The organism is Streptomyces sp. HSS9-12 (assembly GCF_054963655.1).
In genome coordinates, this window is sequence record NZ_JBUEGC010000001.1 from 94,688 (window position 1) to 121,393 (window position 26,706).

The 26,706-nt window shown below is 69.5% G+C and carries 27 protein-coding genes and 4 pseudogenes; 16 read left to right on the forward strand and 15 right to left on the reverse strand.

Translation table 11 applies throughout. The features are described 5' to 3' along the window. Nucleotides 1-17: 17 nt before the first annotated feature. Nucleotides 18-1,385 carry a YibE/F family protein gene (locus tag ACY34J_RS00500; protein ID WP_462724252.1) on the forward strand — a complete coding sequence of 456 codons (1,368 nt, stop codon included), beginning with the start codon at nt 18-20 and terminating at the stop codon, nt 1,383-1,385. 11 nt (nt 1,386-1,396) lie between these two features. Here the strand turns inward: ACY34J_RS00500 and ACY34J_RS00505 are convergent, their stop codons facing one another. Together ACY34J_RS00505 and ACY34J_RS00510 are read right to left on the reverse strand one after the other, a co-directional pair. Then, nucleotides 1,397-1,606, reverse strand: coding sequence for a DUF5326 family protein (locus ACY34J_RS00505; protein WP_462724366.1), 210 nt, complete (start codon nt 1,604-1,606; stop codon nt 1,397-1,399). 155 nt (nt 1,607-1,761) lie between these two features. Next, nucleotides 1,762-2,079 (reverse strand): cupin domain-containing protein, encoded by a 318-nt coding sequence (locus ACY34J_RS00510; RefSeq protein ID WP_462724253.1) that lies wholly within the window; start codon nt 2,077-2,079, stop codon nt 1,762-1,764. Nucleotides 2,080-2,127: 48 nt separating this feature from the next. Here ACY34J_RS00510 and ACY34J_RS00515 point away from each other — a divergent pair, with 48 nt between their 5' ends. From ACY34J_RS00515 to ACY34J_RS00540, 6 genes are all read left to right on the forward strand, one after another. Further along, entirely contained in the window at nt 2,128-2,508 is a 381-nt protein-coding gene (locus tag ACY34J_RS00515; RefSeq protein WP_462724254.1) for a phage holin family protein, read from the forward strand. A 24-nt stretch (nt 2,509-2,532) separates the two neighbouring features. Continuing rightward, entirely contained in the window at nt 2,533-3,075 is a 543-nt protein-coding gene (locus ACY34J_RS00520; RefSeq protein WP_462724255.1) for a low molecular weight protein-tyrosine-phosphatase, read from the forward strand. Then, the gene (locus ACY34J_RS00525; protein ID WP_462724256.1) at nt 3,072-4,199 is read left to right on the forward strand and encodes a cystathionine gamma-lyase; all 1,128 of its coding nucleotides are present in this window, start codon (nt 3,072-3,074) and stop codon (nt 4,197-4,199) included. Before ACY34J_RS00520 ends, ACY34J_RS00525 begins: the two co-directional genes overlap by 4 nt. 102 nt (nt 4,200-4,301) lie before the next feature. Further along, nucleotides 4,302-4,871, forward strand: a complete 570-nt coding sequence (locus ACY34J_RS00530; RefSeq protein ID WP_462724257.1) for an LppU/SCO3897 family protein — start codon at nt 4,302-4,304, stop codon at nt 4,869-4,871. Nucleotides 4,872-5,169: 298 nt separating this feature from the next. Further along, the gene (locus tag ACY34J_RS00535; protein ID WP_462724258.1) at nt 5,170-6,078 is read left to right on the forward strand and encodes a LysR family transcriptional regulator; all 909 of its coding nucleotides are present in this window, start codon (nt 5,170-5,172) and stop codon (nt 6,076-6,078) included. A gap of 74 nt (nt 6,079-6,152) precedes the next feature. Next, nucleotides 6,153-6,632: an NUDIX domain-containing protein gene (locus ACY34J_RS00540; RefSeq protein WP_462724259.1), complete on the forward strand. Its 480-nt coding sequence runs from the start codon at nt 6,153-6,155 to the stop codon at nt 6,630-6,632. 57 nt (nt 6,633-6,689) lie between these two features. Here the strand turns inward: ACY34J_RS00540 and ACY34J_RS00545 are convergent, their stop codons facing one another. From ACY34J_RS00545 to ACY34J_RS00555, 3 genes and pseudogenes are all read right to left on the reverse strand, one after another. Then, the gene (locus ACY34J_RS00545; RefSeq protein WP_462724367.1) at nt 6,690-7,448 is read right to left on the reverse strand and encodes a pyridoxamine 5'-phosphate oxidase family protein; all 759 of its coding nucleotides are present in this window, start codon (nt 7,446-7,448) and stop codon (nt 6,690-6,692) included. Nucleotides 7,449-7,534: 86 nt separating this feature from the next. Next, complete coding sequence (locus tag ACY34J_RS00550) at nt 7,535-9,121, reverse strand: globin domain-containing protein (protein ID WP_462761929.1); 1,587 nt, start codon at nt 9,119-9,121, stop codon at nt 7,535-7,537. Between the two features lie 650 nt (nt 9,122-9,771). After that, nucleotides 9,772-10,505, reverse strand: a pseudogene (locus ACY34J_RS00555) (HAD family hydrolase). A 136-nt stretch (nt 10,506-10,641) separates the two neighbouring features. On the opposite strand from ACY34J_RS00555, the gene ACY34J_RS00560 reads away from it, so the two are divergent. From ACY34J_RS00560 to ACY34J_RS00570, 3 genes are all read left to right on the forward strand, one after another. Then, the gene (locus ACY34J_RS00560) at nt 10,642-11,208 is read left to right on the forward strand and encodes a DUF2269 domain-containing protein (RefSeq protein ID WP_462724261.1); all 567 of its coding nucleotides are present in this window, start codon (nt 10,642-10,644) and stop codon (nt 11,206-11,208) included. Beyond that, nucleotides 11,205-12,053, forward strand: a complete 849-nt coding sequence (locus ACY34J_RS00565) for a GNAT family N-acetyltransferase (protein ID WP_462724262.1) — start codon at nt 11,205-11,207, stop codon at nt 12,051-12,053. The genes ACY34J_RS00560 and ACY34J_RS00565 overlap by 4 nt, the downstream gene beginning before the upstream one ends. A 147-nt stretch (nt 12,054-12,200) precedes the next feature. Beyond that, nucleotides 12,201-12,653, forward strand: a complete 453-nt coding sequence (locus ACY34J_RS00570) for an N-acetyltransferase family protein (protein WP_462724263.1) — start codon at nt 12,201-12,203, stop codon at nt 12,651-12,653. Here ACY34J_RS00570 and ACY34J_RS00575 read toward each other — a convergent pair. Together ACY34J_RS00575 and ACY34J_RS00580 are read right to left on the reverse strand one after the other, a co-directional pair. Then, nucleotides 12,637-12,882 (reverse strand): annotated as a pseudogene (locus ACY34J_RS00575) (DUF7586 domain-containing protein); the annotation flags it as partial. The gene ACY34J_RS00570 and the pseudogene ACY34J_RS00575 overlap by 17 nt on opposite strands. A gap of 14 nt (nt 12,883-12,896) precedes the next feature. Beyond that, nucleotides 12,897-13,070: a hypothetical protein gene (locus ACY34J_RS00580; RefSeq protein ID WP_462724264.1), complete on the reverse strand. Its 174-nt coding sequence runs from the start codon at nt 13,068-13,070 to the stop codon at nt 12,897-12,899. A 65-nt stretch (nt 13,071-13,135) separates the two neighbouring features. Between ACY34J_RS00580 and ACY34J_RS00585 the strand changes: the two are divergent. Continuing rightward, a pseudogene (locus ACY34J_RS00585) lies at nt 13,136-13,261 on the forward strand (MerR family transcriptional regulator); the annotation flags it as partial. After that, nucleotides 13,258-13,480: pseudogene (locus ACY34J_RS00590) on the forward strand (thioredoxin family protein); the annotation flags it as partial. The pseudogenes ACY34J_RS00585 and ACY34J_RS00590, both read left to right, overlap by 4 nt. Nucleotides 13,481-13,520: 40 nt before the next feature. Here the strand turns inward: ACY34J_RS00590 and dnaB are convergent. Continuing rightward, nucleotides 13,521-14,996: a replicative DNA helicase gene (gene dnaB / locus ACY34J_RS00595; RefSeq protein WP_462724368.1), complete on the reverse strand. Its 1,476-nt coding sequence runs from the start codon at nt 14,994-14,996 to the stop codon at nt 13,521-13,523. Nucleotides 14,997-15,521: 525 nt separating this feature from the next. On the opposite strand from dnaB, the gene ACY34J_RS00600 reads away from it, so the two are divergent. Continuing rightward, nucleotides 15,522-16,862: an MATE family efflux transporter gene (locus tag ACY34J_RS00600; RefSeq protein WP_462724265.1), complete on the forward strand. Its 1,341-nt coding sequence runs from the start codon at nt 15,522-15,524 to the stop codon at nt 16,860-16,862. A gap of 274 nt (nt 16,863-17,136) precedes the next feature. Here the strand turns inward: ACY34J_RS00600 and rplI are convergent, their stop codons facing one another. From rplI to rpsF, 4 genes are all read right to left on the reverse strand, one after another. Then, nucleotides 17,137-17,583: a 50S ribosomal protein L9 gene (gene rplI, locus ACY34J_RS00605; protein ID WP_462724266.1), complete on the reverse strand. Its 447-nt coding sequence runs from the start codon at nt 17,581-17,583 to the stop codon at nt 17,137-17,139. Between the two features lie 16 nt (nt 17,584-17,599). Then, complete coding sequence (rpsR, locus tag ACY34J_RS00610; RefSeq protein ID WP_003978893.1) at nt 17,600-17,836, reverse strand: 30S ribosomal protein S18; 237 nt, start codon at nt 17,834-17,836, stop codon at nt 17,600-17,602. A 63-nt stretch (nt 17,837-17,899) separates the two neighbouring features. Next, on the reverse strand, nt 17,900-18,469 hold the full coding sequence (locus ACY34J_RS00615; RefSeq protein WP_462724267.1) for a single-stranded DNA-binding protein: 570 nt from the start codon (nt 18,467-18,469) through the stop codon (nt 17,900-17,902). A gap of 71 nt (nt 18,470-18,540) precedes the next feature. Then, complete coding sequence (rpsF, locus tag ACY34J_RS00620; protein ID WP_462724268.1) at nt 18,541-18,831, reverse strand: 30S ribosomal protein S6; 291 nt, start codon at nt 18,829-18,831, stop codon at nt 18,541-18,543. Nucleotides 18,832-19,095: 264 nt separating this feature from the next. Between rpsF and ACY34J_RS00625 the strand changes: the two genes are divergently transcribed. The 3 genes from ACY34J_RS00625 to ACY34J_RS00635 all read left to right on the forward strand — a co-directional run bounded on the left by ACY34J_RS00625 (nt 19,096) and on the right by ACY34J_RS00635 (nt 21,805). After that, complete coding sequence (locus tag ACY34J_RS00625) at nt 19,096-19,443, forward strand: hypothetical protein (protein ID WP_462724269.1); 348 nt, start codon at nt 19,096-19,098, stop codon at nt 19,441-19,443. Between the two features lie 126 nt (nt 19,444-19,569). Continuing rightward, complete coding sequence (locus ACY34J_RS00630; RefSeq protein ID WP_462724270.1) at nt 19,570-20,688, forward strand: lipid II:glycine glycyltransferase FemX; 1,119 nt, start codon at nt 19,570-19,572, stop codon at nt 20,686-20,688. 85 nt (nt 20,689-20,773) lie between these two features. Then, nucleotides 20,774-21,805: an alanine racemase gene (locus tag ACY34J_RS00635; RefSeq protein WP_462724271.1), complete on the forward strand. Its 1,032-nt coding sequence runs from the start codon at nt 20,774-20,776 to the stop codon at nt 21,803-21,805. Nucleotides 21,806-21,915: 110 nt separating this feature from the next. Here ACY34J_RS00635 and ACY34J_RS00640 read toward each other — a convergent pair whose 3' ends face one another. The 3 genes from ACY34J_RS00640 to ACY34J_RS00650 all read right to left on the reverse strand — a co-directional run bounded on the left by ACY34J_RS00640 (nt 21,916) and on the right by ACY34J_RS00650 (nt 26,466). Next, nucleotides 21,916-22,221, reverse strand: coding sequence for a restriction endonuclease (locus ACY34J_RS00640; protein ID WP_462724272.1), 306 nt, complete (start codon nt 22,219-22,221; stop codon nt 21,916-21,918). Between the two features lie 12 nt (nt 22,222-22,233). After that, on the reverse strand, nt 22,234-23,712 hold the full coding sequence (locus tag ACY34J_RS00645) for a glycosyltransferase family 87 protein (RefSeq protein ID WP_462724273.1): 1,479 nt from the start codon (nt 23,710-23,712) through the stop codon (nt 22,234-22,236). Nucleotides 23,713-23,811: 99 nt separating this feature from the next. Continuing rightward, nucleotides 23,812-26,466, reverse strand: coding sequence for a transglycosylase domain-containing protein (locus ACY34J_RS00650; protein WP_462724274.1), 2,655 nt, complete (start codon nt 26,464-26,466; stop codon nt 23,812-23,814). Between the last annotated feature and the right edge of the window lie 240 nt (nt 26,467-26,706).

Consider the following 26,706-nt stretch of genomic DNA (forward strand, 5'->3'; position numbering starts at 1 on the left):
TGACCCCACCACAGGACATGCCAGCGCACCCTCACGGCCATGGCCAAGCCCAGCCTCCGGGGCTTGGCCATGGCCATGCTCATATGCACGGGCCGCCCCCACCCGTCTCCCGCCACCTCCGCAAGGTCATCGCGGCGATCCTGATCCCGTTCACAGTCGCGGTGATCGTGGGCCTGGTCGTGCTGTGGCCGGGCGGCGTCCCGGGGCACAAGCGGACGGGCGTCGGCTTCGACCGGCAGACCGAGCAGGCCACGGTGGTGCAGATCCAGGAGATCGACTGCGCTCAGGCCAATGTCCAGACGCCGCAGCAGCCGTCCGCCGATGGATCGGGCGGGCAGCCGCCGGGTCAGAGTCAGGGGCAGAAGAGCAAGGGCGTCTGCAAGAAGGCGACCATCGAAGTCACCACAGGCAAGGACAAAGGCCGCAGATTCCCCGAAATCGTCCAGCCGGACGCGCCACGGCAGTTGCGCCAGGGGCAGGGGGTGGTTGTGGCGTACTCGCCCGACGCCCCGCGCGAACTGCAGTACTCGGTCACCGATGTGAACCGGAAGTTCCCGCTGGTACTGCTGGCCGGGATCTTCGCGCTGGCGGTCGTGGTCGTCGGCCGCATGCGCGGGCTGTCCGCCCTGATCGCGCTGGCCATCAGCTTCGCCGTACTGTCGTTCTTCATCCTGCCGGCGATCTTGCAGGGCTCGAATCCGCTGGTGGTGGCGGTGGTCGGCAGCAGCGCCATCATGCTCATCGCGCTGTACATGTGCCACGGCCTCAACGCCCGCACCTCCGTGGCCGTGCTGGGCACGCTCGTGTCGCTGCTGCTGATCGGGGTGCTGGGTTCGGTGTTCATCGGCTGGGGGCAGCTGACCGGCAACACCTCGGACGAGACCGGGCTGATCCATGGCCTCTATCCGGACATCCAGCTGAGCGGTCTGCTGCTGGCCGGCGTCATCATCGGCTCGCTGGGCGTGCTCGACGATGTCACCGTCACCCAGACCTCGGCGGTGTGGGAGCTGAAGCAGGCCAACCCGACGATGACGGCGCGTCAGCTGTACGGGGCGGGCCTGCGGATCGGCCAGGACCATATCGCGTCCGTGGTCAACACCCTCGTCCTCGCCTACGCCGGTGCCGCGCTGCCGCTGCTGCTGCTCTTCTCCGTCGCGCAGAGCAGCGTGGGAACCGTCGCGAACAGCGAGCTCGTCGCGGAGGAGATCACACGGACGCTGGTTGGCAGCATCGGTCTGGTCGCGTCGGTGCCGGTGACCACGGGACTGGCCGCGCTGGTGGTCTCGGCGGACCGGCCGTCGCCGGCCCAGCCCGGGGCCCAGGTGGCGGCCGGGGTGCCGGCGCCGGCACGGCGCAGCGGACACGGCCGCCGGCGGCGCCGCTGACCGTGGACCGGCTACCAGTCGCGGCTGGAGGAGGACGAGGTGAACTTCCGAACGATGTAGATCAGGCCCGCCACCAGGACCGCGAACACCAGCACCTTGAACAGCAGGCCGATGAGGATGCCGACCACGTGTCCGATCAGGCCGCCGAACACCACCAGTGCGAGGACTGGCACCGCGACCCACTTCACCCACCACGGCAGATCCGCGAAGATCTCCTTGATTGCCACGATCGTCCCCTGCTTTCGCTTCGACCGCCGGTCTTTCCGGCTGTCTTCGATGCTAGGCCGGGCCGGGTGGCCTCTTAAGGCCCCGCAGCCCTTGTCCTCCCCTGACCGTCCCCTTACGGGACCGCGGCCCGGGCATGGGTCCCGGGGGGTCAGCTCTCGGGCGGCGAGAAGACCACCAGAACCCTCAGGTCCTCGCTGATGTGGTGGAACTTGTGCGGCACCCCGGCCGGCACATAGACCACGCTGCCGCGGCCCACATGTGTGGTCTCCGTCCCGACCGTGACCGAGGCGCGGCCGCTGACGACGAAGTAGACCTCGTCCTGCCGGTGCGGCTGCTGCGGATCGCTCTGGCCGGCGTCGAGGGCGTAGAGCCCGACCGACATGTTCCGCTCCCGCAGAAACTGCAGGTACGCACCCTGGTTCGCGGCCCGTTCGGCCTCCAGCTCGTCCAGCCGGAAAACCTTCATTCCTTCTCCACCCCTTGCCCCGGCGATCGTGTCTGTCAGGATCAGACCATGAAGACGTTCGCTGTCAAGACGATCGCCAACGCGGCCGCCCTTCTGGTGGCCATCTGGCTGCTCCCGAAGATCACCCTGACCGGCAGCAGCACAGCTCAGAAGGCGATCACGCTCATTCTGGTGGCTCTGCTCTTCGGCCTGGTGAACTTCTTCGTCAAGCCGGTGGTCAAGCTGCTGTCGATACCCCTGTTCATCCTGACCCTCGGCCTGATCACCCTGGTGATCAACGCCCTGATGCTGCTGCTCACCTCCTGGATCGCGGACGCGGTGAACCTCTCCTTCCATGTGGAGGGCTTCTGGACAGCGGTGCTCGGCGGCCTGATCATCTCCCTCGTGTCCTGGGCGATGAACGTCATCCTGCCCGACGTCAAGGACTGATCTGCCGTAGCGGATGATGGGCGCATGAGCCAGGCATCCCGTCCGCCGTACCGTGTGTGCTTCGTCTGCAGCGGCAACATCTGCCGCTCGCCCATGGCGGAGTCCGTCTTCCGTGCCCGCGTGGAGGAGGCCGGACTGGACGGCCTGATCGAGGCGGACAGCGCGGGCACCGGTGACTGGTGGGACGGCTCCGCCGCCGACCACCGCACCGTCGCGGTCCTGACCGCGAACGGCTACCGGGAGCGGCACACCGCCCGGCAGTTCCAGGCCCGGTGGTTCGCCGAGCGCGACCTGATCATCGCCCTCGACGGCGGGCATCTGCGCACCCTGCGCCGCCTGGCGCCCACGCCCGAGCACGCCGCCAAGGTGCGGCTGCTGCTCTCCTACCTGCCCGGCAGCCCCGAGACCGACGACGGGCTGGACGTCCCCGACCCCTACTACGGTGATATGGCCCACTTCGAGCACTGTCTCACCCTCATCGAGCCGGCAGCGGACGCCCTGCTCGCCGCCGTACGCCAGGAGCTCGCCGTCCAGGGACGGGCCGAAGCGGGCCAGGAGGCGGCATGACCGGTGACGGAACCCGGTCCGTCCGCGCGGGGCTGCCCGAGCCGGTCGCGTACGAGCCCACCCTGCCCGGCCCGGTGTTCGCCGCGTACTACCACCTGCCCGGCGAGCCCGTCGGCCCGTACACCTACGGGCGCGACGAGAACCCCACGTGGACCCGGCTCGAGCAGGCCATCGGCGAGCTGGAGTCGCCCGGCGCCGCGGCCGAGACGGTCGTCTTCCCCTCCGGCATGGGCGCCGGCAGCGCTGTGTTGCTGTCGCGGGCGCGCTCCGGCGATGTCGTCGTGCTGCCCGACGACGGCTACCAGGCGCTGCCGCTGATCCGCGAGCGGCTGGAGGCGTACGGCGTCGAGGTGCGCACCGCGCCGACGGCCGGGGACGCCCAGCTCGCGCAGCTGGACGGCGCGTCACTGCTGTGGATCGAGTCGCCGTCCAACCCCGGGCTGGACGTGTGCGACATCCGGCGGCTGGCCGACGCGGCGCATGCGGTAGGCGCGCTTGTCGCCGTCGACAACACCCTTGCCACCCCGCTCGGCCAGCGGCCCCTCGACCTCGGCGCCGACTTCTCGGTCGCCAGCGGCACCAAAGCGCTGACCGGCCACGGCGATGTGCTGCTGGGCTATGTCACCTGCCGCGACCCGGAGCTGGCGGCCGGGGTACGGCGCTGGCGCAAGACCGCGGGCGCCATCCTCGGCCCGATGGAGGCCTGGCTCGCCCACCGCTCGCTCGCGACGCTCCAGCTGCGCGTCGACCGGCAGGCGGCGAACGCGCTCGCGCTGGCGAAGGCGCTCCGGGAACGGCCCGAGGTGACCGGCCTGCGCCACCCCGGGCTGCCCGATGACCCCGCACACGCCGTCGCCGCGGCCCAGATGCGGGGCAACCGGTTCGGGTGCGTGGTGTCGTTCACCCTGCCCGACCGGGAGTACGCGGAGCGCTTTCTGGCCGAGTTGCGGCTGGTGGACGATGCGACCAGCTTCGGCGGCGTACGGTCCACGGCCGAGCGGCGCGGGCGGTGGGGCGGGGACGCCGTACCGGAGGGCTTCATCCGCTTCTCGGTGGGTGTGGAGGACGCGGAAGACCTGGTCGCGGATGTGCTGCGGGCGCTGGACCGGGCGGCGGAAGCATAACCGCGCTGCGCCAGGCAATGGTCCCGGCAACCACGACGTACGGTTGTACGGATAGCGTACGGCGTCAATACCCAAGCATTCCGCGTCAGTTCAGGGGGAATCATGACCGCTCCGCCGCCGCCCGGGGGGCAGTACCCCTACGGCCAGCCCTACCCGCCCCAGCAGCCCGGCGGCCATCCGCAGTCGGGGCAGCCGGAGGGTTACGCCCAGCCCGGCGGCTGCCAGCAGCCTGGTGGCCATCCCCCGCCCGCCGGTCCCGTCGGCAACCCCGCGGGCCAGCAGCCGCCGTACGCCGGCCAAGCAGCGCCGGTCCCCCCGCCGAAGGCTCCCCGCAGCGGCCCGTCCGTCAAGACGATCCTCAAGGGAGTCGGCGCCGCCATCGCCGTGCTGTCCTTCATCGGATTCTGGATCGCCAGCATGGACGACGCCGACACCGCGAAGGTCGGCGACTGCATGGCCAACCACGGCAGCCGGGCCACTCCGGATCTGGAGGTCGTGGACTGCGACAGCGCTGAGGCCAAGTACACCGTGGCCGAAGTGCATTCCAACACCACGGACACCAAGCTCTGCTCCCAGGGCACCATCCCCTACGCGGAGTACCACGAGGGCGGCAGGCGGCGGCATCGGACGACCACCCAGTTTGTGCTCTGCCTGACGGATGTGAAGAAGTAGCCCTTCCTGGGCAGCGCTGCTCATCAGCCCCGGCGCGGGACCCGGCCGGGGCTCACGCATCTCAGGAGACAGCACGGACGGCTCGAGCCTCCCCCCTCGTGGCTCGAGCCGCCCATTCCGGTTCTTCGCGCGAAGAACCGCCGCATCAAGGCTAGTTGAGCCTACGTCAGTGTCCAATCACAGTAGCGACACCGACCTATCGACATATTTATAGTTAGCGCGTAGTCATGAGGTACCGGGCAGAGTCGGACGGAGTCGAGCGAACGTCGAGGGGACGTCGAGCGGAGGAGAGGGCGGCATGGACCTTGCCCTGCTCCGCACGTTCATCGCCGTGCACCGCGCCGGGTCCTTCACCCGGGCCGCCGCCGTGCTCGGACTGTCCCAGCCCGCCGTCACCAGCCAGATCCGCACCCTGGAGCGGCAACTGGGCCGCCCCCTCTTTCTGCGCCGGGCGCGCGGTGTGACCCCCACCACCATCGGTGACGAGCTCGCGCACAAGATCGCCCCGCATCTGGACGCGCTGGTGGAAATCACCGAGGCCGACCTCGACGGAAAGTCCGCCGACCGTACCCTGCACCTGGCCGGCCCGCCCGAGTTCACCGCCTTACGCGCCCTGCCGGCGCTGACCCCGCTGGTGGCCCAGGGTCTGGCCGTACGGGCGTCCTTCGGCAGCTCGGAGGAGACCCTGGAGGGGCTGGCCGCCGGACACCACGACCTCGTCATCACCACGGCCCGACCGCGCGGCGAGCTGCTCACCGCCACACCGTTGTGCGACGAGGAGCACGTCCTGGTCGCGGCCCCGCGCTGGGCGGCCCGGTTCACCGCCGTCGGGGGGAGCCGCGCGGGGAACCAGGTCCGGGCCTTACGGGCGCTGGAGGACGTGCCGGTCGTGGAGGTGCACGAGAGCCTGCCGCTCATCTCCCGTTACTGGGCGGCGGTGTTCGACACCAAACCGGCCGTGTCCGGCGCGGTCATCGCCCCCGACCTGCGGGCGGTACTGGCCTGCACCGCGGCCGGTGCGGGGCTGGCCGTGCTCCCCCGCTATCTGTGCGAGGCGGCGCTCGGCAGCGGGGAGGTCGTCGCCGTCCTTGAACCGCAGGTGCCGCCGCTGCGGACGTACTTCCTGGCCGTACGCGCCGGGACACTGGCGCTGCCACACATCGCGCGGGCGCACGAGTCGCTGCTGCGCGCCGCCGCGAACTGGTGACGGCGGCCCCCCTGTGGTGGAAGGAGTTCCTCCGGCCCGGTTTCGAACGGCGCGGCCTGGGCCACATCTTCTCCATGACCGTGCGACCTGTGGTCAAACGCACCGCCCGCGCCATCCTCCTCGACGGCGATGACATGATCCTGATCAAGCGGACCAAGCCGGGCCAACCGCCGTACTGGATCACCCCGGGCGGCGGAGTCGAGCCGGAGGACGCGACCGTCGTCGACGCCCTGCACCGCGAGGTGGACGAGGAACTGGGGGCGAAGATCAGCGACGTGGTTCCGGTCTTCGTCGACACCGTCGAGCACATCACCGACGCAGGGGTGACCGGGGTGAAGGTGCAGCACTTCTTCGTCTGCCGGCTGGAGTCGATGGACACCTCACGGCGACACGGCCCCGAGGTGGATGAGCCAAGCGGGGAGTATGAGATCGTGCGCATCCCCTTCACCCGCATAGGGATCGCTTCGGTGGAGGTCGTTCCGCTGTCGCTGCGGCACTACCTGGACGGCAACATCGAAGGCGTCCGCGCCCTGCACGCGCCTGACCTCGGCTGACGCGCTCGGCCGCGGACGCCTCGCGCGGCAGCCGAGCGCGACCGGCGGGGACGCGGGTCAGCAGAACCAGCCGCGGAAGTCCTCGTCGGCGTCGTCGCTCGACCGCTGCGCGGCGACCGCAAGCGCCCGCTCCGCCTCGCGCTGCCAGGTGGCGGGCCCCTCCTTCGCCCCCGACGGAGCGTGTTCGCGCGCCGGGCGCTCGTAGCGGGTCCGGTCAGCGGCCTCGGCCGCCGCGCCGAAGAAGTCGCCGCCCTTGCGCTTGTAGTCGTCCGTCCCCCAGGCGCGGCCGTTCCGCCGCTGCTGCGGGACCTTCGCCAGGTGCGGGATGTGCTTGGCGCAGTGGATGTACGCCTCCTCGACCGTGACCTCGACCCACAGCTGGGCACGGCGCCCGGGCACGGGGTCGACCGGCAGGTCCGGATGCGCGCGGCGCATGTCCTCGTCGGTGACGATCCGGGCCTTGCCGTTGACGTGGAGCCCGATCCGGTCCCGGATGAAGTCGATCATCAGGATGCCGACGTGCGGGTTCTCCTCGATGTTGCCGAGGCTGGCGAGCACGCCATTGCCGCGGTACTCGGGGTAGGCCAGCGTCTTGTCGTCGAAGACCTGCAGGAAGCCGGGCGGGCCGGCCCGGAAGGTGTTGTCGCACTCGCCGTGCCGGTCCGCGGTGGCCAGGAAGAACATCTCCTGGCGGGCGGCGAACTCCCGCATCCGCGCGTTCAGCCGGTCCAGCATCTGCTCGTCGTAGAACTTGCTGGCGCGGTCCGTGGTGCTCATGCGCTGCTGCAGCATGTGCTCACCGTCGCTGCCGGGCATGGCGGGCCGGCGGTGTCTCCCGGCCGCACGCTCGTGTTCGACCTCGACCTCGACCTCGTCCACGTTCACGTCCACGTCTACGTACCTCAGTCCCCTGCCGCGACCAGTTCTTCGATGGAGTCGTGCCGTATTCGGTGGGACGGTATGCCGATCCCCACCAAGGTGTCGACGCCGCTGCGGATCATTCCGGGCGGGCCGGACAGATAGGCGTCGAACGTGTGCCACGGGCCGTACTGCCGTACGGCGTCGGGGAGTTCGCCGCGGAGGCCCTTTGTCGGCCCGTCCGAGACGACGGGGCGGACCGAGAGCCAGGAGTGCCTCTGCTGCATCCGCAGCATGGTGTCGATGTCGTACAGGTCATGGTCATTGCGGGCGCCGTAGAAGACCTCGACGGGGCGGGACCGGCCGTGTTCGGCGACATCCTCGACCAGCGCCTTGATCGGCGCGATGCCGGTGCCGCCGCCCAGGCAGAGCAGGCCGTTGTCCGTGGAGTGGTCGACGGTCATCGAACCGCCGGGCGGACCCAGGCGCAGGACGTCGCCGGGGCGGGCGCGGTGGACCAGGGCAGTGGAGACCCAGCCGGCCGGGACCGCCTTGACGTGGAAGGAGAGCAGTCCGTCGGAGCGGGGCGCGGCGGCGAAGGAGTAGTGCCGCCACACGCGCGGCCACCAGGGGGTCTCGAGGGTCGTGTACTGCCCGGCGCGGAAGGGGTAGGGCTGGTCCGGGCGCACGGTGACGATCGCGATGTCGGGCGTGCGCAGCTCGTGGGCGACGACCTCGGCCTGCCACCAGGCGGGCGCGTGGCGCTCGTCCTCGGCGGCCGCATCGATCATGACCTGCGAGATCTTGGTGTACGCGCGGACCCAGGCGGCCTGGGTCTCCGCGTTCCAGCTCTCGGGCGCGTACCGGGCGAGCGCGCTCATCAGGCATTCGCCGACGGCCGGGTAGTGCTCGGGGAGCGTGCCGTACTTGCGGTGGCCGCGGCCGAGGTGGGAGAGGTAATCGCTGAGGATGTCTGCGTCGTCGGCGTGCTTGGCGGAGGTGAGCAGCGCCTTGAAGAGGCGGTCGCGCTGGGTGTCCATGGCCGCGGGGAAGAGGTCCCGCAGTGCCGGGTAATTCACGAAGAGCAGTGCGTAGAAGTACGAGGTCACCTTGTCGGCGATCGGCTCGATCTCGGCCATGGTCCGGCGGATGAGTATCGCGTCCGGCGAGGCGCTTTTGGCCTGGGCGGCGTCCGCGACCGGACCACCGGCAGCGGCGGGCTCACCGGCCGTACGGTTCGGGGGCGAGGGCGGGGCCTGGGACTGGTCGGCCTGGCCGGGTGTGGGGCCCGCGGCCGGAGTGGTGCCCGCGTGGCTGTCTCTGGCCGCGTCGGCTCTGGAGGAGTCGGCTCCGGGAGAGCCGCCGAACCAGTTCATGGCAGAGCCGCCGTCCGCGGCCGGGGCGGTGCTCTGGTCCGCACCAGGGGTGGCGGGACGGCTGGAGTCGCTGAACCAGCCCGCGGCGCCGCCCGACGATCCACCCGGCTGCGGCGCGCCCCCGGGGTGGCCGCCGTGCACCGTGGGCGCGTTCGCGGGCGGGTGCGTGCCGGTGCCGGGTTCTGCGGGGCGCTGGTGCTCCTCCGTGTCGCCGAATGAGGGCGGCACGGGCGCCGTACGGGGTCGCTGGACCATTTCCCCGGCAGCGGCCGGGGACTGAGGAGGCGCCGGCCGGCTGGCACCGGTGCCGACCGGCCGGATTTGGCTCACCTGCCGACTGGGCGCCTGCTCGGTCCGTTCCTGGCCCTCCTCGCCGGACTCTCCCCCGGATTGCTTCCTGCTCGTACTAGGAGCGAACCAGCTCCATTCCCCCCGGTCCCCGCCGGAGCTGGCGTTATCGGCCGACGCCGTGGTCGGAGCGTCCATCCTCTGCCTCGCCTCGAAGTTCTATCGGTCGGTCTTCGTACTTCCGTTGCGGATTGTGCGTGCAATTCATTGCGCTAGGTCAGAATTCTTGCGAGCCACACTAACCCCAGCAGCCACACAAAGTGGACATAATCCCCTCGACGTGACATCGACCGCAGATCATTCGCATGCAGCATGCCACTCCCCGCCACCTTGTGGGACAAACAGCCGGAAGTCCGGGTAACGGAGGCCGCGTTCCCGTTAGGCTGATACGCCCTCACGGCTCCGAGACAACAGCCGTCCGCGGCCGAACCGGACTCGACCATACCCGGCTCGGATGAATCCACAAGACCCGCTCCCAAGCAGATCCGAAAAGCCCCAGGATTCCGTGATCTGGCCCACATTTGAGGAAATTCCCTTGGCAACCCCTCAGTAGTGAATTACCGCCGGTTGCAAACCAGTTCGTATGCATCACGAAGATCGCGTCCGGTGTATGTGTGCGACGCCAAGCCGCTGAGGTGGTGATCGGCATTCACGGCCACCGCCACCGGGACCGCCGCGAACAGCTCCGCGTCCGACATGGAGTCGCCGTACGCCACACAATCGGTGCGGCTCACTCCGAACTGTTCACCGAGCTGGTCCGCGATGGTCACCTTCGCGGCCGCGGAAAAGATGCCCGCCGGGTCGACCGGCTCCCGGAACGGGACCGCCGAGGTGCGCAGGCGCTACCGCGGTTTCGTGCTGCCGGCGAGCATCGCCTTCCTCACCTGGTACTTCGGCTACGTGATCGCCGCCACGGCCGCCCCCGGCCTGGGAAGCGCGAGCCGTACGCCGCGTCCGCGCCCCACTCCAGCAGACGCTCGACAAAGGAGCCCGGGGACAGCGACACCACCGCACAGCGGCCGCCGGCCGCGCGGATGTCCGCCCACACCTCACGCATGCCCGCCGGCCACGGCGCCGCCTCGAAGGCGGCCGCCACATGCGTCTCCGTAAGACCGGACCACAGCTCGCGCGCCCGCTCCGCGAACTGCGGCGGCCCGATCTTCCGCGCCGCGAACGCCCGCTCCAGCTCGGCGATCTCGGAGGTGAGGCCGAGCTGCCGGGAGATCTCAACCGTGGCCGCGGAACCGTGGATCAGCGTGCCGTCCGAGTCGAACAGGTGCAGTTCCACCACCCGGCGGGAGCAGAGGAGCGCCGCCGCTCCTTGAGGCGTGCTTGGCTCTACGCGCGTGCCCGTACTCGTCCCCGCGTATCCGTGGATACTCCCGCCGTCAGACGCGCACACCGCCCGGCGCGGCCACCGTGGAGACATGAAGCAGCTCACGCGCCCCGCCCGCCGGGCCATACTCGTCGTCCACGTCTGTGTCTCGGTCGGCTGGCTGGGCCTGACCATCGCACTGCTGGTCCTCGGCATCGCCGGCCTGGCAACGGGATCCGCTCAGACCGCCGAGGCCGCCTACCGCTCGCTGAAGATATTCAGCGACTGGCTGATCGCCCCCATCAGCCTGCTGGCGCTGCTCAGCGGTGTGGTGCTGTCCCTCGGCACTCCCTGGGGCCTGGCCCGCCATCGCTGGGTCTGGAACAAGTTCTGGATGACCCTGGCCGCCACCGCCGCATCGGTCTTCGTGCTGCGCACCCATATCGGCCACGCTGCCGCGGCCGTTACCTCGGGGCAGCCGGCGGGGCAGGCCGCGGTGGATCTGGTCGTGGCGCCATCGGTCGCCCTGGCCACGTACGTGTTCATCACCGCGATCTCCGTCCTCAAGCCCTGGGGGCTCACCCGGCGCGGACGTCGCGCACGCGACACCGTACGTTCCGCTGCTGTTGGGGAATCCGGTCGACGGACGAAGGTCTCGTCGGCCAGCCTTGCTCCATGACGTCGCCGACGACTGCGCCGATCCGCCGACTCAACCTCACTGATCTTCCGCGCTGTCTGGAGCTGGGCGCCGACCGCGGCTGGCCGCCCGAGGCGCACAAGTGGCAGCTGCTGCTGGCAGCCGGCACCGGCTACGGCATCGACGACCCGGACGGCGACGGCCTGATCGGCTGTTGCGTCCTCACCCGCTACGGCCCGGAGCTGGCGTGCGTGAGCATGCTGCTCGTCGCGGAGCGATATGCCCGCCGGGGCCTTGGCCGCCGGATGATGCGGCACGCGCTGGAGGAGGCGGCCGGCGCGACCGTCTTCCTCGTCGCCACCGCCAGCGGCCGCCCGCTGTACGAGCGGCTGGGCTTCAAGGCGATCAGCGTGTCGACGGAGCGTACGGGCTGCTTCCGGCCCGACCCCGAGGCTGCCGGCTCGACCCGTTCCGCCACGGCCGCGGACCTCCGGGCGATCATCCGTCTCGACGCGGAGGTCTTCGGCTCGGACCGTACCCATGTGATCACCCGGCTGCCCGCGTTCGCCGACCAGATGCGGGTCGCCGAACGCGACGGCCGGCTCGTCGGCTACGCCGGGGCCTGGCCGAATGTGCACAACACCGTGATCGGCCCCGTGGTGGCGGAGGAGACAGCGGTCGCCCGGGCGCTGATCACCGACCTGGCGGCGCAGACCGACGGGGAGATCCGGCTGGACACCGACGCCCGGCACCCGGAGCTGGAGGAGTGGCTGGACGACCACGGGCTGCTTCCGGCGGGTGTCAACTCCCTGATGGTGCACGGCTCCCCGAACCTCCCCGGCGACCACCGCCGCCGCTTCGTCCCCCTGTCGGTCGCCCTGGGCTGAACGACGCCGCCCTCCGCGAAGCGCTCGACGAAGCCGCCAGGACTCCGGAGCCGGCCCCGCTCGTGGCGGCCGCCGCATCGACCGGGCCGGGGGAAGGGCGACGGGTAGTCAGCCGGGTTTCGCGCGCTGCGCGTACTCTCCGGGCCCATGAGCGATCTTCAGATCCGTCCGGCCACCCCGGAGGACATACCCGCCATCGTCGCGATGCTCGCCGACGACCCGCTCGGCGCCGCACGCGAAACCGCCGACGATCTGTCCCCGTACCGTCAGGCCTTCGAACGGCTGGTCAACGACCCCAACCAGCACCTGGTGGTGGCGGTGCGCGACGGCCGTACGGTCGGCACCCTCCAACTCACCCTCATCCCCGGACTCTCACGCCGCGGCTCCACCCGGTCGGTCATCGAGGGCGTACGGGTCCACGCCGACGAGCGCGGCAGCGGCCTGGGCACGCAGCTCATCGAGTGGGCGATCGAGGAGTCGCGGCGGCAGGGCTGCCAACTGGTGCAGCTCACCTCCGACGCCACCCGCACCGACGCCCACCGCTTCTACGAACGGCTCGGCTTCACCGGCTCGCACATCGGCTTCAAACTCCAGCTGTGACGCTGGTGGCGGCCGGTCGGCCCTGCGCCGGGCCCCAGCCCGCGGGACCGGCCCCGCCCGGGACCGGCGCCGTCGCGTCGTACCGCTCGCGCGTGAAGACAAAGGACGCCAGGTCGAGATGGCTGACCGAGCCGTCCTGGGCGCGCATCACGAGCAGTGTCCCGCCCGCGTAGTAGCCGTCCAGCCCGGTCCAGGTCCCGTCCGCTTCCGCGCGGAACCGGGAGCCACGGATCCGGGGTGGGTTCACCGCCGTCCGCTGCTCCGCGGCCGCCCGTCCACACCGCTTGCCCGTCGCGCGTCACCGCGCCCACCAACGACGGCGCGCGGCCCTCGGGCCTGCGCGGTGGCGATCCGGTGCAGCAGCGCTCGGCGCGTGGCCGGCAGCAGCTCGTCGTACGGCTCATGCGGCGCGGTCATGGTGGTCACTTCTACTACTGCCGCGCAGCGGGCCGGCCTTGACGTCGGCGTCAAGGCCGGCCGTCGTGGACGTCGGCGCGGACCAGCCGGAGGGGGCATGCGGATGCGGATCGGGGGAACTGGCCGAACGGGCGGGTACGACCCGGACCTTGCGCTACTACGAGTCACGGGGACTGCTGCCCGCGCGGCGGAGGTGGCCCGCGAGGAGACCGGCCGCCTCAAGGTGGTTCAGCTGGACGTGGACACCAACCCGCGGACGCGGGCGGCGTACGGGGTGATGTCCATGCCGACGCTCATGCCCTTCCGCGCCGGCGAACCGGTGAAGTCCCTGATCGGCGCCCGCCCCGAACGACGCCTGCGAGCAGGAACTCGCCGACGCCCTGCCCCCGGCGGGCGTGACGATCCCCTGACTGTCGCTGCGCGAGGTCGGGGACATGGCGTGGTGACGGATCAGGTCTGAGCCATGTCGACGAACCGGGAGTAGTGCCCCTGGAAGGCGACCGTGATCGTCGCGGTCGGGCCGTTACGGTGCTTCGCGACGATCAGGTCCGCCTCGCCGGCTCGGGGCGACTCCTTCTCATACGCATCCTCGCGATGCAAGAGAATGACCATGTCTGCGTCTTGTTCGATCGAGCCGGATTCACGAAGGTCCGAAACCATCGGCTTCTTGTCCGTCCGCTGCTCAGGACCACGGTTCAGCTGCGAAAGTGCGATGACCGGGACCTCAAGCTCCTTGGCGAGCAGCTTGAGGTTACGGGACATTTCCGAGACCTCCTGCTGCCGGCTCTCGGGGCGCCGGGAACCACCGGACTGCATCAGCTGCAGGTAGTCGATAACGATCAGCTGGAGGTCGTTGCGCTGCTTCAGCCGACGGCACTTGGCGCGGATCTCCATCATCGACAGGTTCGGCGAGTCGTCGATGTAGAGCGGAGCGTTCGAGACGTCCGGCATCCGGCGGGCCAGACGCGTCCAGTCGTCGTCCGTCATGCTGCCGGAACGCATGTGGTGCAGCGCCACCCGCGCCTCGGCCGACAGCAGACGCATCGCGATCTCATTGCGCCCCATCTCAAGCGAGAAGATCACGCTCGGCATGTGATGCTTGATCGAGCAGGCGCGGGCGAAGTCCAGGGCCAAGGTCGACTTGCCCATGGCGGGGCGTGCCGCGATGACGATCATCTGGCCGGGGTGCAGACCGTTCGTCAGCGAGTCCAGGTCCGTGAACCCCGTGGGCACGCCGGACATCTGACCGCTGCGGGAGCCGATCGCCTCGATCTCGTCGAGGGCGCCCTCCATGATCTCGCCGACAGGGAGGTAGTCCTCGCTGGTCCGCTGCTCGGTGACGGCGTAGATCTCCCCCTGGGCCCGGTTGACGATCTCGTCGACGTCACCGTCGGCCGCGTATCCCATCTGGGTGATACGGGTTCCCGCCTCGACGAGCCGGCGCAGCACCGCGCGCTCGTGGACGATCTGCGCGTAGTACTCGGCGTTGGCCGCGGTGGGGACCGACTGGACCAGGGTGTGCAGATAGGCGGCGCCGCCGACGCGGGTGATCTCGCCGCGCTTGGTGAGCTCGGCGGCGACCGTGATGGGGTCGGCCGGCTCGCCCTTGGCGTACAGATCGAGGATCGCCTGGTAGACCGTCTCGTGGGCGGGGCGGTAGAAGTCGTTCCCCTTGAGGACCTCCACCACATCGGCGATGGCGTCCTTGGAAAGGAGCATGCCGCCGAGCACGGACTGCTCGGCGTCGAGGTCCTGCGGCGGTACGCGCTCGAAGCCGACGCCACCGCCGGAGCCCGGGCCAGACCAGTCGTCGCGACCGCGGTCGTGCTGCTCGCCGCGGCCGACCCGGTCGTCGCCGCCGCGCCGGGAACGGGAGGCGGGCAGGCGGCTGCTCGGACCCACGTCCGCCGCCCAGGGGTCGCCCATGTCCATGTCCTGCTGGCTCACCCCGGCCCCTCCTCTCGCCCGCAACGCGGGCCCATCGGGCCCCGGCGCATCCGCTTGACGTGCCTAACTAACGTTCTACGGCACGGCTCTGACACATCAGAGCGCCCGACTCCGCTTATGGCGCCTCGGCTGAGGCCGGGGAGCTGTCCCCGGAAGGCACGACGAGACCGGAACTGGAGGGCAGGCGCCGGACAACGGTAGGCCCGGCGGGGGCATCCGCCAATTTGGTTATCCACAGGCCGTGTGGACGGTGCGCCCCAACCTGTGGAGAAGCTGGCCCAACCTGTGCACAGGGCGGGGGAAAGCGCTGTGGACAAACACACAATCGCCTCGCGATCACTGTCGCGACCTGCGGTTTCGGCATCCACCGGCTGTGCAGAAGAAAAACTTCCCCAGCCGAACCAAGATCGCGACAAACGGCACAGAGGAGAGCGTGCCACCAGGCGGTTGGTAAGGACTGCAATGGGCTTGCATCTCTTACCTGTGGACGATTAGATTGCGTGCATGAGTCAGGCTCCCGTGACCGCCAAGCGCAGCATGCGCCGCCACGACCGCGAGATCCTCGCACTCGCCCTGCCGGCGTTCGGCGCACTGGTCGCGGAGCCCCTCTTCGTCATGGTCGACAGCGCCATCGTCGGCCACCTCGGCACTCCGCAGCTGGCGGGCCTCGGCGTCGCGGCCGCGCTGCTGCTGACGAGTGTCAACGTCTTCGTCTTCCTGGCTTATGCCACTACCGCCGCCGTGGCCCGCCGCGTCGGCGCGGGCGATCCGCAGGCCGCAATCCGCCAGGGCATGGACGGCGTCTGGCTGGCCCTGCTGCTCGGCGCGGCAGTCGCCGCCGTCGCCCTGCCCACCGCGCCCGCGCTCGTCGGTCTCTTCGGCGCCTCCGACACGGCGGCTCCGTACGCGGTGACGTATCTGCGGATCAGCGCGCTCGGCATACCGGCGATGCTGGTCGTGCTCGCCGCCACCGGCGTTCTGCGGGGTCTGCAGGACACCCGCACCCCTCTGTATGTCGCCATCGGCGGCTTCTCCGCCAACGCGCTCCTCAACGCAGGGCTCGTCTACGGCGCCGGGTTCGGCATCGCCGGCTCGGCCTGGGGCACGGTGATCGCCCAGTGCGGCATGGCCACCGTCTATCTGATGGTGGTCGTCCGGGGAGCGCGCCGGCACGGCGCCTCGCTGCGCCCGGACGCGGCCGGCATCCGGGCCTGCGCCCAGGCCGGAGTGCCGCTCCTGGTGCGTACGCTCTCGCTGCGCGCCATCTTGATGATCGCCACCGCGGTGGCGGCCCGGCTCGGCGACGCCAATGTCGCCGCTCACCAGATCATCCTGAGCCTCTGGACGCTCCTCGCCTTGGCGCTGGACGCCATCGCCATCGCCGGACAGGCCATCATCGGGCGCTATCTCGGTGCCGAGAACGTCGCCGAAGCGAAGGCGGCCTGTCGGCGTATGACGCAGTGGGGGATCGCGGCGGGGGTCGTGCTGGGCCTGCTGGTGGTGGTCGGCCGGCCCATGATCCTGCCGCTCTTCAGCAGCGACCCGTCCGTGCATGAGCTGCTGCTGCCGGCGCTGCTGGTGGTTGCGGTCACCCAGCCGGTCGCCGGCGTGGTCTTCGTCCTGGACGGCGTGCTGATGGGCGCGGGCGATGGCCCGTATCTGGCATGGGCGATGCTCGCGACCCTGGCGGTGTTCGCGCCGGTGGCATTCGCCGTCCCCGCTCTGGGCGGCGGGCTCACCGCGCTGTGGTGGGCGATGGGCCTGATGATGGCGCTCCGCCTGCTCACCCTCTGGTGGCGGGCCCGCTCCGGCCGCTGGATCGTCACGGGCGCGATCCGGGCCTGACTCTGCCCAAAAGCACAGCCGCGCCGGCGGCGCCGCCGTACGCAAGCGCCGTCGCCGTCCACGCCGCCTGGTCCAAGGACGGATGGCGCTCCCCACGACCTTCAAGGGGCTGCCACCACGCGGGCGCTCCCGGCAACACCGACGAGCGCAGGCGGAGGCGCCACGCAGCCAGGCGGGGCCGTGTGGGCCGTGTGGAAGCTTCCCGGGCCCACCAGCGCGAAGGGCCGCACCCACGGGGTACGACCCTTCGTCATGCTCTGCCGAGTGCAGCGGATCAGGCAGCGACAACCTCGACGCCGACCTTGGCGGCGACATCGGCGTGCAGACGCACGGACACCTGGTGCGAGCCCAGGGTCTTGATCGGCGCGCCCAGCTCGATACGGCGCTTGTCCACGTCCGGACCACCGGCGGACTTGATCGCCGAGGCGACGTCAGCCGGGGTGACGGAGCCGAACAGGCGGCCGGCCTCGCCGGCACGCGTGCTCAGGCGGACCTTCAGACCCTCGAGCTGGCCCTTGACCTCGTTGGCCTGCTCGATCGAGGCGATCTCGCGGATCTTGCGGGCACGGCGGATCTGCTCGACGTCCTTCTCGCCACCCTTGGTCCAGCGGATCGCGAAACCACGCGGGATCAGGTAGTTCCGGGCATAGCCGTCCTTGACCTCGACGACATCGCCCGCGGCACCGAGGCCGGAGACCTCTTGGGTGAGGATGATCTTCATGACTCGGTCACCCTCCTTAGCGAGCGGTCGACGTGTAGGGCAGCAGCGCCATCTCACGGCTGTTCTTCACGGCCGTGGCGACGTCACGCTGGTGCTGGGTGCAGTTGCCGGTGACCCGGCGGGCGCGGATCTTGCCGCGGTCGGAAATGAACTTCCGCAGCAGGTTCGTGTCCTTGTAGTCGACGTAGGAGATCTTCTCCTTGCAGAACACGCAAACCTTCTTCTTAGGCTTGCGAGCAGGCGGCTTCGCCATTGTCTCTCTCCAGTGTGATCAAGAAGTTTGTGCTGGTCGCCCGGACCAGGCCGCGGAAGCGGCCTAGAAGGGCGGCTCGTCCGAGTAGCCGCCGCCGGAGCCGCCGCCCCAGCCACCGCCGCCCTGCTGGGCGCCGCCGGCCGGTGGTGCGCTGGTGGCCCAGGGGTCGTCGGCGGGAGCGCCGCCCCCGCCCTGCTGGCCGCCGGAGCCACCGCCCCAGCCACCGCCACCCTGGCCACCGCCGCCGTAGCCGCCCTGGCCACCGCGGCCCGTGGTCTTGGTGACCTTGGCCGTGGCGTTGCGCAGGCTGGCGCCGACCTCGTCGACATCCAGCTCGTAGACCGTGCGCTTCACGCCTTCGCGGTCCTCGTACGACCGCTGCTTCAGGCGGCCCTGCACGATCACGCGGGTACCGCGCGTGAGGGACTCGGCGACGTTCTCGGCCGCCTGACGCCACACCGAGCAGGTCAGGAACAGGCTCTCGCCGTCCTTCCACTCGTTGGTCTGGCGGTCGAAGGTGCGGGGAGTGGACGCGACACGGAACTTCGCGACCGCCGCACCGGACGGGGTGAAGCGCAGCTCGGGGTCGTCGACGAGATTGCCGACGACCGTGATGACGGTCTCGCCTGCCATGGGTGAACCTCTCGGCGGGTGTGCTGCTGGCTGCTTGCTACTCGAACCCGATTACCGCTGAACCGTCAGGCTCAGTGGGTGTCGGGGCGAAGGACCTTGGTCCGGAGGACCGACTCGTTCAGGTTCATCTGACGGTCGAGCTCCTTGACGACCCCAGGCTCGGCCTGCAGGTCGATGACCGAGTAGATGCCCTCGGGCTTCTTGTTGATCTCGTAAGCGAGACGACGACGGCCCCAGGTGTCGACCTTCTCGACCTTGCCGTTGCCCTCACGGACGACGGAAAGGAAGTTCTCGATCAGCGGGGAGACAGAACGCTCCTCGAGATCGGGGTCGAGGATGACCATCACCTCGTAGTGACGCATGTGGAACCCACCTCCTCTGGACTCAGCGGCCACGGTCTCTCCGTGGCAGGAGGGTCGAATGCGCTGCAACGTTATCGGCTGCCACTGACAAACGGGCCGCTTCCGGGTCGGGGACCCTCGCGGCCTGGGCAGCCACCGATGCAGACCGTCCACAGTACTCGCACCACGCCTTCCGGTTGAAATCCGGGCGGTGATGGGCCCAATCTGTACACATCGGGTGTGTGCGGCGCTACAGTGCGCCGCTTTCTCGCCAGGAGGTGCCTCATGGCACAGGCAGTCCGACAGCGCCGTGGCCGACAGCATCGCGGCCCCGTCTCCGCCCTCACCTCTGTCCTCAACAGCGACGGCAAGACTCATCCGGTCGAGAACAGCTTTGTCGCGGCGACGATGGTGCTCGGCGTGGTCGCCTTCATCACAGCGCTCGTCTCGCCCGGACTCCACCTGATCAGCTCGTGGACCGGTCTGTTCGGCGTCATCTCCGGCGCATGGGGCCAGATGATCTCGGCCACCACCGGCGAGCGCTTCCTTCTGGTCATCGGGCTTGGCGCAGCCGGCGTCGGGTTCTTCCTCGGCATGGCACACGGCGGGCTCTTCGGCGGCGTACTGGGCTAGCGACGCACCGCGGGGCGCTCCGGTGAAGGGCCCGTCCCCGGGAGGGCACGAGCCTTGGCGCAGTAGGCTTCCCGGCGAGAGCCGGAGCCCCGACCCTGGGGACACACCTGCCGAGGAGCGCCCCGCATGAGCTTGACCCTGAGGACCATCAGCCGTGAGCAGCATCTGGCGTACATCCAGAGCCTGCCCTCGGCGAGCCACATGCAGGTCCCGGCGTGGGCGGATGTCAAGGCGGAATGGCGCTCGGAGAACCTGGGCTGGTTCGACAAGAACGACGAGCTCGTCGGCGTCGGCCTGGTCCTCTACCGGCAGCTGCCCAAGATCAAGCGCTATCTGGCCTATCTGCCCGAGGGCCCTGTGATCAACTGGTTCTCGCCCAACCTCGAGGGCTGGCTCCAGCCGATGCTGGCGCACCTCAAGCAGCAGGGCGCCTTCTCCGTGAAGATGGGCCCGCCGGTCGTCATCCGGCGGTGGGACGCCGCCGCGATCAAGGGGGGCATCCAGAACCCCGACGTGAAGCGGCTGCGCGATGTGGAGGCAACCCATATCGAGCCGCGCGCCTTCGAGGTCGCCGACCGGCTGCGCCGCATGGGCTGGCAGCAGGGCGAGGACGGCGGGGCCGGCTTCGGCGATGTGCAGCCGCGGTACGTGTTCCAGGTGCCGCTGGAGAACCGCTCCCTCGAAGACGTCCACAAGGGCTTCAACCAGCTGTGGCGCCGCAACATCAAGAAGGCGGAGAAGGCGGGCGTCGAAGTCGTCCAGGGCGGCTACGACGACCTCGCCGAGTGGCAGCGGCTGTACGAGATCACCGCCGAGCGGGACCACTTCCGGCCCCGGCCGCTCTCCTACTTCCAGCGCATGTGGCAGGCCCTGAACGCCGAGGACTCCAACCGGATGCGGCTGTACTTCGCCAAGCACGAGGGTGAGGCGGTCGCCGCCGCCACCATGCTGATCGTCGGCGGCCACGTCTGGTACTCCTATGGTGCTTCGGCCAACCACAAGCGCGAGGTCCGGCCGTCGAACGCGATGCAGTGGCGGATGCTGCGCGACGCCTACGCTCTCGGCGCGAGCGTGTACGACCTGCGCGGCATCAGCGACTCGCTCGACGAGAACGACCACCTCTTCGGCCTGATCCAGTTCAAGGTCGGCACCGGTGGACAGGCGGCCGAGTACCTCGGTGAGTGGGACTTCCCGCTGAACAAGCTGCTGCACAAGGCGCTCGACATCTACATGTCGCGACGCTGACGGCCCCGACCGCCCCGAAGACTGCCCCCGAATCTGCTTCATACCTTCAATACACCGCAGACACGAGAGAGGTTCCGGACCGGCTATGGCGCTCACCCTGTACGTCGATACCGCTCGCTGGCGGGCGCATCACAAGTCGGTGATCCAGCAGTTCCCAGGGCTCGTCCCGGTCTGCAAGGGCAACGGCTATGGCTTCGGTCACGAGCGCCTGGCCGAGGAGGTCAGCCAGTTCGGTTCGGACGTCATCGCGGTCGGAACGACGTACGAAGCCGCCCGGATGAAGGACTTCTTCGGCGGCGACCTGCTGGTCCTCACCCCCTTCCGGCGCGGTGAGGAACCGGTGCCGCTGCCCGACCGCGTGATCCGCTCCGTCTCGTCCGTCGAGGGCACGCACGCCCTGGTCGGCGCGCGCGTCGTGATCGAGGTCATGAGCAGCATGAAGCGGCACGGCGTGAGCGAGCGGGAGCTGCCGCTGCTGCACGCCGCCATCGAGGACGTACGGCTGGAGGGCTTCGCCCTGCACCTGCCGCTGGACCGTACGGACGGCTCCGACGCGGTCGAGGAGGTCATCGCCTGGATGGACCGCCTGCGTGCCGCCCGGCTGCCGCTGCACACCATGTTCGTCAGCCACCTCAGTGCCGATGAGCTCGCCCGCCTGCAGCAGCAGTTCCCGCAGACCCGATTCCGGGCCCGGATCGGCACCCGGCTGTGGCTCGGCGACCATGACGCGACCGAGTACCGCGGCTCGGTCCTGGATGTCACCCGGGTCGCGAAGGGCGACCGCTTCGGCTACCGGCAGCAGAAGGCGGCCTCCGACGGCTATCTGGTGGTCGTCGCCGGCGGTACGTCCCACGGCGTGGGCCTGGAGGCGCCAAAGGCCCTGCACGGTGTGATGCCCCGCGCCAAGGGCGTGGCCCGCGCCGGTCTGGCGACGGTCAACCGCAACCTTTCGCCCTTCGTCTGGGCCGGTAAGCAGCGCTGGTTCGCCGAGCCTCCGCACATGCAGGTCTCGATCCTGTTCGTGCCGAGCGACGCGCCGGAGCCCAAGGTGGGCGACGAGCTGGTGGCCCACCTGCGGCACACGACAACGCAGTACGACCGCCTGGTCGACCGCTGAGCGGCGTCATCTGGCCTCGTCGAGGAGGTCGGTCAACGAGCCGGGCCCGAAGCCGCAACTTCTCCTTGCGACTTCGGGCCCTTTCCTGTCCTCGTACGACGTGCGTGTCGCTACCGAAGAACCTGAAATTTCGCTCCCGCGCTCCACGCCTCCAGAAGAGCACGGTGGACCGCAGTGGCCCCGTGCTGCGCCGCGATGCCGCGCGCCTCCCGGGTGAACGTGCACGTTGCTACGAACAGGGCGACCTCAGCCTCGTGCTGCGCCTTTGCCGCGCCAAGGAACTTCTGCATCCCTCCACTCCACACTGAGCGATGCGGCGCATAGTTCTTGCACTGCACGACGAGTCGACGGCCGTCCTCGGTGAAGCCGCTGATGTCTGCACCTCGATCACCCATTTCCCGGCCAGAACACGGCATGCGGGTCCGCTGTCACTCGCGCACCATGCCCCACTGCACGCGCGGTCCCTCGAAGTGGGCCGCGTGCCGCGCATGCTGGTGCTGACCGAGGACGAACGCATCAGGCGTCCCGTCCAGCACGCCGCCCGACGGGTCGTCCGCGCCGTCGCGCCGGACCACGTCCCGCTCCGGTAGCAGTACGTCCCGTATCACCACGGCGCACAGGTACAGCGTCCCGAGCAAGTGCAGCAGGATCGCCAGCTGGTAGCCCTCGGGAGGCAGCCCCTGGTGCTTGTCGCCGCCGGAGGTGTAGGCGAGGTACATCCAGATGCCGATGAAGTACATGACCTCGGCGGCCTGCCAGATGAGGAAGTCCCGCCACCGCGGGCGCGCGAGCGCGGCCAGCGGGATCAGCCACAGCACGTACTGCGGCGAGTAGACCTTGTTGACGAGGATGAAGACGGCGACGACCAGGAAGGCCAGCTGCGCGAAGCGCGGGCGACGCGGCGCGTACAGCGCGAGGAGACCGATACCGGCGCACAGCAGCAGCGTGAGCGCCGTCGCCCACGTGTTCGCGCCGTCCATGGCGTTGCCGGTCCGCTGGGAGATGATCAGCCAGAAGGAACCGAAGTCGACCGGTCGCTCCTGGCTGAAGGCGTAGAACTTCTTCCACCCCTCCGGCGCGAGCGCCATCACCGGGATGTTCACCACAAGCCAGGACGTGATGGCCCCGCCGGCCACCGCGCCGAAATCACGCAGCCGCCCGGCGCGCAGGCACAGCACCAGCAGTGGCCCGAGCAGCAGCACCGGATAGAGCTTCGCGGCAGTCGCCAAGCCGATCAGCACACCGGCGGCGACCGGGCGGCTGCGCGACCACATCAGCATCGCGGCCGCGGTGAGCGCCACCGCCAGCAGATCCCAGTTGATCGTGGCGGTAAGCGCGAAGGCGGGCGCCAGCGCGACGAACAGCGCGTCCCAGGGGCGGCGCCGGTTCGTGCGGGCGACGCAGACGGCGATGACCGCGGTGCAGATCATCAGCATGCCGGCGTTGACCAGCCAGTAGATCTGCTCGCGCTCCTGGAGGCTGCCGCCGTGCGGGGTGAACCAGGAGGCGACTTCCATGAACAGCCCGGTGAGCACCGGATACTCCAGGTACTCCATGTCCCCGGGGAGCCGGTCGAAGTACGGCACGAGGTCGGCGGCGAAGCCGCGGGCGCTGTACAGGTGCGGGATGTCGGAGTAGCACGCGTGCGCGTACTGGCTGGTCGCCCCGTAGAACCAGGCGCCGTTGTAGCACGGCAGCTTCTGGACCATGCCCAGCGCGAACATCCCGAGAGCGATGAGCACGACGATCCGCACTGGCGTCCACCAGCTGCCGCCCAGCAGCGCCCGGCGGCCGATGGGCCCGCCGATCACCTCACTGCCCGCCGCGGCCACCTCGTCCTGCAGCGTGGGCCGTACGGGCCTCTGCGCGACGGAGCCGCTGGTGTCGGAGTCTCGCACGCTCGTCATGGCCCACATCCTGCCGTACGAGGCGGTACGGCGAAGCCCCCGCCCGGAAGGACCGGGCGGGGGCTTCGCTGGGTGCAGGTGCGGGTGACGCTTACGAGGTCACGGGCTCTGCCTGCTGGTCGGGCCTCCGAAGAGTCCGCCGTTGCTGCCGTTACCACCGCCGCCGTTACTGCCGGGCGGCGACGGTGAGCTGGTGGTACCGCCGTCGGTGGTGCCTCCGTCGGTACCGCTGGTGGTGCCGCCGGCGTCCTTGCACTTCGGGTCGAAGATGCCACAGGTCGGGCCAGTCGACGGAGACGCATCAGGCGACTCGGACGGAATCTCCGACGGGCTCGCCGAGGGGTTCTCCGACGGAGTGTCGGACGGCGTCGGGGTGGGTGTGGGGCTGGCCGCGCCGCCGCCGTAGACGACCTCGCCGAGCGGTTCCGGCGCGGGGAAGGGCACCGGCGGAGTTCCCTTGAGCGCCTCGCCCATGTAGTCGTGCCAGATCTGGGCTGGGAACGACGCACCGTGGATCTTCTTCTGGCCACCGGTGCCGAACATGTCGAGGAACTTGCGGTCCTTCGCCTTGGCGTCGTCGTTCATGCGCCACATGCCGATGGACGTCGACAACTGCGGGGTGTAGCCCATGAACCACGCCGACTTGTTGCCGTCCGTGGTACCGGTCTTGCCCGCGACCTGACGGCCGGGAAGCTGAGCCGAGGTACCGGTGCCCTTCTCGACCACGTTCTTCAGCACATCGGTGACGTTGTCGGCGACGGCTTGGTCGAAGGCCTCCGTCGTCTTCTTCTCATGCTTGTAGACGGAGACACCATCCTTCTTGACCTCTGTGACGGAGTACGGATCGTGCTGCTGACCGCGCGCGGCGAAGGTGGCGTACGCGCCGGCCATGCGGATCGCGCTGGGCGAAGAGGTACCGATCGAGAAGGACGGGGTGTCGGCGGACCTGGCCAGACTGCTCTCCCGGAGGCCGGCGCGGACCGCCGCCTCCTTCACCTTGGCCGTGCCGATGTCCATACCGAGCTGGACGTACGGGGAGTTGGCCGACACGCGCATCGCCTCGCGGAGGCTGATGTCGCCGTAGGACTCACCGCCGTCGTTGGTCTGCAGCCACTCCTTGCCCTCCTCGTTCTGCCAGACGGAGCCGTCGTAGTTCTTGATCTTCAGCTTGTTCTTGCCGCTGTAGAGGCTCTTCGGGGAGACCTTCTTCCGGTCGGTGTCGGCCTGGTCTGGCGGCAGGTCGGAGTTGCGCACACCCCACTGCATCCCGGCGGCCAGCACAAACGGCTTGAAGGTCGAACCGACCTGGGCGCCGGTTTCATCGGCGTTGTTGGTGAAGTGCTTCGACCAGTCGGAGCCGCCGTAGATCGCGACGATCGAGCCGTCCTTGGGGCTCACCGAAGCCCCGCCGAACTGCACGTACTTGTCGAGTTCGCGCTGCTTCGGCTTGATGTTGGCTTTCTCGATCTTGCTGACGGCAGCCTTGAGCTCATTCACCTTCTTCTTGTCGAAGGTGGTGTGGATCTCATAGCCACCCTTCGCCAGTTGTTCAGCGGTGATGCCCTGCTTGTTGTTGTTGATGAAGTAGCTCTTGGCGAGGTCCACCAGGTAGCCGGTCTGCCCGCTCAGCTCAGCGCTCTTCTTGGGCTTGATCGGCATGGGGTACGTGGTCCACTTGGCCCGCTCGGCCGCGGTCATGTTCTTGTCGATGACCTCGCGGTCGAGGATCCACTTCCAGCGCTCAGCGGAGCGCTTCTTGTTCGCCTCCGGCGTTGCGGCGGGGTCGATGTCGGTCGCGCCCGCGGGGTCGTAGTACGTCGAGCCCTTGAGCAGAGAGGCGAGGAAGGCGCACTCGCTCGGATTCAGCTTTTCGGCGTCCTTGCCGTAGTAGGCCTGCGCCGCTGCCTGGATGCCGTACGCGCCACGGCCGTAGTACGACGTGTTGAGGTAGCCCTCCATGATCTGGCGCTTGTCGAACTGAGCTCCGACCTTGATCGAGATGAAGAGCTCCCTGACCTTACGGGTGACCGTCTGATCCTGCTCGAGGAAGTAGTTCTTCACGTACTGCTGAGTGATCGTGGAGCCACCCTGGGTCTGGCCGCCCGTCGCCATGTTGAACACCGCACGCGCAATGCCCATGGGGTCGATGCCGGAGTCGTGCCAGAAGGTCTTGTTCTCCGCGGAGACAACCGCCTCCTGCATCGCCCTGGGGATCTTCTCAATGCCCAGATTCTGGCGATTGACCTCGCCACCGGTCGCGACCATGCGCGAGCCGTCCGCCCAGTAGTAGACGTTGTTCTGGGCCGTGGCCGCCGCGTTCGGGTCGCTCGGCACGTCCACCAAGGCATACGCGGCACCGGCTCCGAGCACGATCATGCCGAAGAAACCAATGACGCCCCCGGCGATCTGCTTCACCGACGGCACCCAGCGCCCCATGCCGTACCGGTCGGAGCGCGGATAGTCGATCAGCCGCTTCTTGTCCGGGTAGCCACCGCGCGCCGCCCGTCGGCCGCCGCCCGCGGCGGCCGCCGCCGCGGGACCCGCGGCTCTCCGCCGGCCACCACCGCCTCGCTGCGCCGCACGCCGCGCCTCCGCGCGGCCTCCGTACGGGCGCTCCTCGCTCACCGGGCCGGGGGGGTACTCGGCGGCGCCGCGCGGGGCGGCGCGGCGACCTGGCGGCTGCTGCGCTGCGCGCCGGGCCGCAGCGCGGCCACCGCCCTGTGGATGCGGTGGTTTGCGACGGTGCTCGCTCATGGAACAGCTACTCCTCGGGCAGGCGCTATCGCCTGAAAGCGACAGTTGACTTCAGGTCCCCCCGAAGTGCGGGCCAGCCCTTCCCAGTGGCGGGCCGCACTGCACCCTGGACGAGGACGCCACACGGTGCGTCGTGGTTCCCGGTGGTCTGCATGGCGGACAGACTACGCACGCCCAAAAACCGCTAAACCATCGCTTTGCTGTCGAATCAGTCAAGTTGATTACGACGAATCGGTGATG

Excerpts from the sequence above, each read along its gene's own strand:
- ACY34J_RS00500 (WP_462724252.1), top strand. The coding sequence starts at position 18 with ATGCCAGCGCACCCTCACGGCCATGGCCAAGCCCAGCCTCCGGGGCTT.
- ACY34J_RS00510 (WP_462724253.1), bottom strand. The coding sequence starts at position 2,079 with ATGAAGGTTTTCCGGCTGGACGAGCTGGAGGCCGAACGGGCCGCGAAC.
- ACY34J_RS00515 (WP_462724254.1), top strand. The coding sequence starts at position 2,128 with ATGAAGACGTTCGCTGTCAAGACGATCGCCAACGCGGCCGCCCTTCTG.
- ACY34J_RS00520 (WP_462724255.1), top strand. The coding sequence starts at position 2,533 with ATGAGCCAGGCATCCCGTCCGCCGTACCGTGTGTGCTTCGTCTGCAGC.
- ACY34J_RS00525 (WP_462724256.1), top strand. The coding sequence starts at position 3,072 with ATGACCGGTGACGGAACCCGGTCCGTCCGCGCGGGGCTGCCCGAGCCG.
- ACY34J_RS00530 (WP_462724257.1), top strand. The coding sequence starts at position 4,302 with ATGACCGCTCCGCCGCCGCCCGGGGGGCAGTACCCCTACGGCCAGCCC.
- ACY34J_RS00535 (WP_462724258.1), top strand. The coding sequence starts at position 5,170 with ATGGACCTTGCCCTGCTCCGCACGTTCATCGCCGTGCACCGCGCCGGG.
- ACY34J_RS00540 (WP_462724259.1), top strand. The coding sequence starts at position 6,153 with ATGACCGTGCGACCTGTGGTCAAACGCACCGCCCGCGCCATCCTCCTC.
- ACY34J_RS00545 (WP_462724367.1), bottom strand. The coding sequence starts at position 7,448 with ATGCCCGGCAGCGACGGTGAGCACATGCTGCAGCAGCGCATGAGCACC.
- ACY34J_RS00550 (WP_462761929.1), bottom strand. The coding sequence starts at position 9,121 with ATGGTCCAGCGACCCCGTACGGCGCCCGTGCCGCCCTCATTCGGCGAC.
- ACY34J_RS00560 (WP_462724261.1), top strand. The coding sequence starts at position 10,642 with ATGAAGCAGCTCACGCGCCCCGCCCGCCGGGCCATACTCGTCGTCCAC.
- ACY34J_RS00565 (WP_462724262.1), top strand. The coding sequence starts at position 11,205 with ATGACGTCGCCGACGACTGCGCCGATCCGCCGACTCAACCTCACTGAT.
- ACY34J_RS00570 (WP_462724263.1), top strand. The coding sequence starts at position 12,201 with ATGAGCGATCTTCAGATCCGTCCGGCCACCCCGGAGGACATACCCGCC.
- ACY34J_RS00580 (WP_462724264.1), bottom strand. The coding sequence starts at position 13,070 with ATGACCGCGCCGCATGAGCCGTACGACGAGCTGCTGCCGGCCACGCGC.
- dnaB (WP_462724368.1), bottom strand. The coding sequence starts at position 14,996 with ATGGGCGACCCCTGGGCGGCGGACGTGGGTCCGAGCAGCCGCCTGCCC.
- ACY34J_RS00600 (WP_462724265.1), top strand. The coding sequence starts at position 15,522 with ATGAGTCAGGCTCCCGTGACCGCCAAGCGCAGCATGCGCCGCCACGAC.
- rplI (WP_462724266.1), bottom strand. The coding sequence starts at position 17,583 with ATGAAGATCATCCTCACCCAAGAGGTCTCCGGCCTCGGTGCCGCGGGC.
- rpsR (WP_003978893.1), bottom strand. The coding sequence starts at position 17,836 with ATGGCGAAGCCGCCTGCTCGCAAGCCTAAGAAGAAGGTTTGCGTGTTC.
- ACY34J_RS00615 (WP_462724267.1), bottom strand. The coding sequence starts at position 18,469 with ATGGCAGGCGAGACCGTCATCACGGTCGTCGGCAATCTCGTCGACGAC.
- rpsF (WP_462724268.1), bottom strand. The coding sequence starts at position 18,831 with ATGCGTCACTACGAGGTGATGGTCATCCTCGACCCCGATCTCGAGGAG.
- ACY34J_RS00625 (WP_462724269.1), top strand. The coding sequence starts at position 19,096 with ATGGCACAGGCAGTCCGACAGCGCCGTGGCCGACAGCATCGCGGCCCC.
- ACY34J_RS00630 (WP_462724270.1), top strand. The coding sequence starts at position 19,570 with ATGAGCTTGACCCTGAGGACCATCAGCCGTGAGCAGCATCTGGCGTAC.
- ACY34J_RS00635 (WP_462724271.1), top strand. The coding sequence starts at position 20,774 with ATGGCGCTCACCCTGTACGTCGATACCGCTCGCTGGCGGGCGCATCAC.
- ACY34J_RS00640 (WP_462724272.1), bottom strand. The coding sequence starts at position 22,221 with ATGCCGTGTTCTGGCCGGGAAATGGGTGATCGAGGTGCAGACATCAGC.
- ACY34J_RS00645 (WP_462724273.1), bottom strand. The coding sequence starts at position 23,712 with ATGACGAGCGTGCGAGACTCCGACACCAGCGGCTCCGTCGCGCAGAGG.
- ACY34J_RS00650 (WP_462724274.1), bottom strand. The coding sequence starts at position 26,466 with ATGAGCGAGCACCGTCGCAAACCACCGCATCCACAGGGCGGTGGCCGC.